The 4684-nt window shown below is 65.9% G+C and carries 3 protein-coding genes; all 3 read left to right on the top strand.

Annotated elements, in window-relative coordinates:
- A partial coding sequence (locus GM79_RS09130; protein ID WP_035562515.1) for a T9SS type A sorting domain-containing protein occupies nt 1-432 on the top strand: 432 nt, incomplete at its 5' end.
- A 67-nt stretch (nt 433-499) separates the two neighbouring features.
- Nucleotides 500-706, top strand: coding sequence for a PID-CTERM protein-sorting domain-containing protein (locus GM79_RS26060; RefSeq protein ID WP_035562619.1), 207 nt, complete (start codon nt 500-502; stop codon nt 704-706).
- Between the two features lie 308 nt (nt 707-1014).
- A partial coding sequence (locus GM79_RS09120) for a beta strand repeat-containing protein (protein ID WP_161787149.1) occupies nt 1015-4684 on the top strand: 3670 nt, incomplete at its 3' end.

The following is a 4684-nucleotide window of genomic DNA, read 5'->3' as shown; positions in this document are numbered from 1 at the left end:
CCCACCGGGCTCGACGCCTACCTCAGCGACGCCGCCACGGGCCAGACGCTCAAGCTAGCCAGCGGCACCGCGTATAGCTTCAGCGTCACAGCCGCAGAGGCGCAGGCCCTGCTGCTGGGGCGCTTCACGCTGAGCTTCAGCAACAGCGCGGTCCTTGCTTCGTCCACGGGCGTGAGCGCCGAACAAGTGGGTGTGTACCCGAACCCGGCCACGGGCCGCTTCACGGTGAGCGTGCCGGCCATCGCTGGCGCCCGCGCGGTGGAGGCCACGCTGCTCAACAGCCTGGGCCAGGTGGTGCGCCGGCAGTCGGCCAGCCTGAGCGCGGGCGGGGCCAACGTCGAGTTTGGGGCCGAGGGCCTGGCGGCGGGCGTGTATGCGCTGCGCCTGCAAGCCGGGGCCAGCACGCTCACCAGGCGCGTGGTGCTGCGGTAGTTATTTTTCCGGCCCGGCCCTGGCGACGGGGCCGGCCTTTTCCTCGCCTTTTGTTTGACCTGTTTGTATGAAGAAGAATCTGTTGGCACTAACGGCGCTCTCGCTGACCCTGTCGGCGCTGAGTGGGCTGCCGGCCCTGGCGCAACCCTCCTCCACGGGGCCGCGGCCCGATGCGGCCCCCACGGCCGTGCCCATCGACGGCGGCGCCACGCTGCTGCTGGCCGGCGGCGTGGCCTACGGCCTGCGCCGGCTCCGCCAGCGCAAGGCCCGCTAACACTGGCGGCGGTAGTGAGCCACAGGCTAGCGGTTTCGGAGCTAGTGCAAGGTCGAGCCACGTAGGGGCCCATCTTCGTCCCTGCATCTACTGCCCCAAAACTGCTTTGGAGCGTAGTATGGAGCCCCTGTTTCCTCACCGGAGCGGGGGCTCTTTGATGATTAGTCTGGCGGCGGTAGGTAGAGGCGGATGCTAAAACAGTAGGGGATAAAGAATTAATAATGCGGGGTATGGGGCGGGCAGCTTTTCAGGCGCATATCTTTGAGAGCATAAATGCATTTTTCCTATTTTCCCTTATTCCCTTTTTTATGATGACACCCTTTACAATGCGGCGTCCAACTCTTTTGGGCCGGTTGTTGGGTTTCGGGCTGCTGGCACTCTCGCCCCTGCTGGGGCAGGCGCAAACAGCCTTCACCGGAACCTACCCCTTCACCTCGGTAACCAGCTCGAGCGGTAACGTCGACCCCACCGACCCCATCGCGACGGTGCCCGGCGTTACGTTTGGCTCGTTTGCCAGCACCGTCGCGGGCAACTCCAGCGCCGGCGACCGCTTCTCGCTGGCCAACTGGCCCCTGAATACGACAGCCCCTGGTAACAACGCTCTGGCATTCGATGCCAACCCCGACGCCGGCAAGTACTACACGGTGACGCTGACGCCCAAGAAAGGCACCAGCGTCCAGTTCTCGCTGACCGGCATCACCTTCACCCTACGCCGCTCTGGCACCGGTATCCGGCAGTATGTGGTGCGCTCCAGCGCCGACGCCTTCGCCGCCAACCTGCCGGCCTCCATCGCGCCGGCCAATGCGAACTTGAGCGTAGTCGCTACCAACGTATTTCAGGTGACGGATGCCTCTACCGGGGACAACCTGGGCAGCACCGTCACGCTGAGCGGGGCGAGCTTCACGAACGTGAGCGGCCCCGTTACCTTCCGCTTCTACGGCTACAACGCCGAAGGCACGGGTGGCACCTTTAGCCTCGACAACGTCGCCTTCACCGGTACCTACACTGGCACGCCTGACGCTGATAACACCAGCCTGACCATTAGCCAGCCCACCTTCGTCGGCACTCCTTCCGGGGGCAGCAGCACCCAGCCCGTCACCCTCACCAATAGCAGCGGCACGGCCCAAACGGCGGGCCTGAGTCTGTATCCGGCGTATACGGCCACGCCGTTTTCCCTTGTCGATGCGGCGGATGCGCCCCTGAGCAGCATCGTGGTGCCCGCTAATGGCACCGCTACCGCCTACGTTAAGTTTTCCCCCACGACCCCGGGCACTTCCTACAACCGGATAGTGGCCGCCGTAGTGGGCGTGCAGGATGTGGTCGGCCCCCTGTTCTCGGCCGTCGCGACGGCCCCGGCTACGTTCCCGAACATTGCCGTGACGCAGGCCGCCACGGCCTACCCCGATGGGGGCGCCACCGCCTACGATTTCGGTTACCAGCCCCAGGGCGGCAGCACTGCCAACGTCACGTTCACCATCACCAACAGCAGCACGACCGACGATTTGACTATCAGCAGCATCACGTCGAGCAATCCCCAGTATACCCTGACCGGGACGGTGCCGACCACGGTGGCTAAAAACAACGGCACGGCCACGTTCAACGTGAGGTTTACGCCAACGGCTGCCGGCACCCAGACCAGCACGCTCACCATTAACAACAACAGCAGCAGCGTGGCCGGCACCAACGTCTACACCGTCCGGCTGACGGGCGTTAGCAACGGCAGCCCTACCATCACCAATATCTCGACCACCACGCTGCTGACGGGCATTACCTCGTCGGTGCTGGTGCAGGGCACGGGCTTCAACACCACGGCCGGCGCCACCACGGTGGACTATTCGGGCGGCACGGTGAGCAACCTCGTCGTGTCGAGCGGCCAGATGCTGCGCGTCGAGCTGACCCCCACCGGCGACGGTCCCGGCAACCTGACGGTGACCACGGCGCCCGCCACCGGCGGCGGCACGTCGGCGGCGACGGTCCTCACGGCCAGCACCCCACCGGCCATCGTCGGGGTGTTCGAGCCATTTGAGCTGTTTGCCACTAACGGCGCGGCCAACACCACCAACTACACGACGCCCGCCACCGCCTTCACGCAGAACAGCGGCGCGGTCACGGTATTCCAGACTCTCATTACCAATACGAGTTTCCCGATTGGCGACGTCCGCAATAACTCGCAGTCGGCCCGCATCCGCGGCGGCGGCTACGTCGAGTTCAGCCGCACCAATGGCGTGGGCAAGGTGAGCCTGCTCGCGGCTATCTCCGGGTTTAGCGGCGACAACAACTCCGGGGGGGCCAGCTTCACGGTGCAGTACTCGCTCAATGGCGGGGCTTTCGTGACGGTGTCCGGTACGCCGGCCGCCGGTACGCTGCCGGGTACGCTTACCGCCTACTCCTACGACCTCAACCAGACCGGCAACGTGCTGGTCCGCATTGCCAGCACCAATACGACGGTGGGCAGCAACCCGCGCATCAACATCGACGATGTGCAAATCAATGACTTCAGCGGCGACCTGGTGATAAGCGACACCCGCGCCATCGCGGCCGGCACCTACGGCAACATCACCATTGAAGACGGGGGGCTGGGCTTTCTCACCGGCAACATCGTGGTAACCGGGACGCTGCTGATAAAAGACGGGGGCACTTTATACACCATCACCGACGGCGGCGGCGGCTGCCACCGCGTCAGCGGGGCGGGCTCGTTCACGCTGGCAGCCGGGGGCTACCTCGAAATTTGCGATGCCGGGGGCATTTCCCTCACCGGCGCCACGGGCACTATCCGTACTACCGGCCCGCGCAGCTTCTCCGACGATGCCAGCTACGACTTCACCAGCGAAGGGCCCCAGGTCACGGGCGACGGCCTGCCGGCCACCGTGCGCGAGCTCTACAGCTACAACGACGACGACGTCACGCTCACCCAGGCCCTGGCCGTGCGCCAGCTCCTGGACCTAGTCGTCGACGGCGACCTGCAGCTCAACGGCCAGCCTCTGACGCTGCTCTCCGATGAAAATGGCACGGCCCTGGTCGTGAACGGGTCGGGTGGTGGCAAGGTGGTGGGCCGCACGGCCACTGTGCAGCGCTACCTCACCACCGAAAACCGGGGCCTGGGCTACCGTCACTACTCGGCGCCCGTGTCGGGCTCGACGGTGGCCGATTTGGCCACGCCCGGCTTCACACCCCAGGTGAGTCAGGCCGCCGCCTACAACGCCTCGGCCACGCCGGGCAAAATCACGCCCTTCCCCACCGTCTTCGCCTACAACCAGGCGCGGGTAACGATGACCAGCACCTACGCACCCTTCGACCGGGGCTTTGTGGTGCCGGCCGGCCTGGGCAGCACCCTGGAAGTGGGCCGCGGCTACGCCGTGCAAATCGCGGGTACCGAAAAGGTGGCTTTCACCGGTACGCTCAACACCGGCAACTACGACGTGAACCTGAGCCGCCTCCCCGAAAACGAGAACGCCGGTTGGGCCCTGGTGGGCAACCCCTACCCCGCGCCGCTGGATGGCGGCAAGTTGTTTGACGGAAACGCGCCGGGCCTGGACCAAAGCTTCTACGTGGTGGAGAGCACCGGCCCTTATGCGGGCATGTACCGCGCCTACCAGCGCAACTTCGAGGGCGGGGAGCAGAACCCGCTCATCGCCGCCGGCCAAGGTTTCTTTGTGCGGGTGAGCAGCGGCGAAGCCGACCTCAAGCAGCTCCAGTTCCGCAACAGCCAGCGCGTGGAAACCTACGCTACGCAGGTGCCCATGCAGCGCACGGCCTCTACCCAGCCCACCGTAGGCCTGGCCCTGCGTGGGGCCACCGGCCCGGCCGATAAGCTGTTCGTGTATGCCGCCGCCCCGGCCACGGCCAGCTTCGATTCCGGCTACGACGCCTGGAAGCTGTCCAACACGACGGGCCTGAACCTGAGCAGCCGCTCGGCCACGGGCGAGGCGCTGAGCATCGACGGCCGGCCGGCCTTCACGGCCGCCACGCGCATCGCCC

It is taken from the genome of Hymenobacter sp. IS2118 (assembly GCF_000715495.1).
In the GTDB taxonomy this organism is placed as follows: domain Bacteria; phylum Bacteroidota; class Bacteroidia; order Cytophagales; family Hymenobacteraceae; genus Hymenobacter.
The sequence above is the reverse complement of the archived record's forward strand: the minus strand, read 5'-3'. Positions and strand labels throughout refer to the sequence as shown.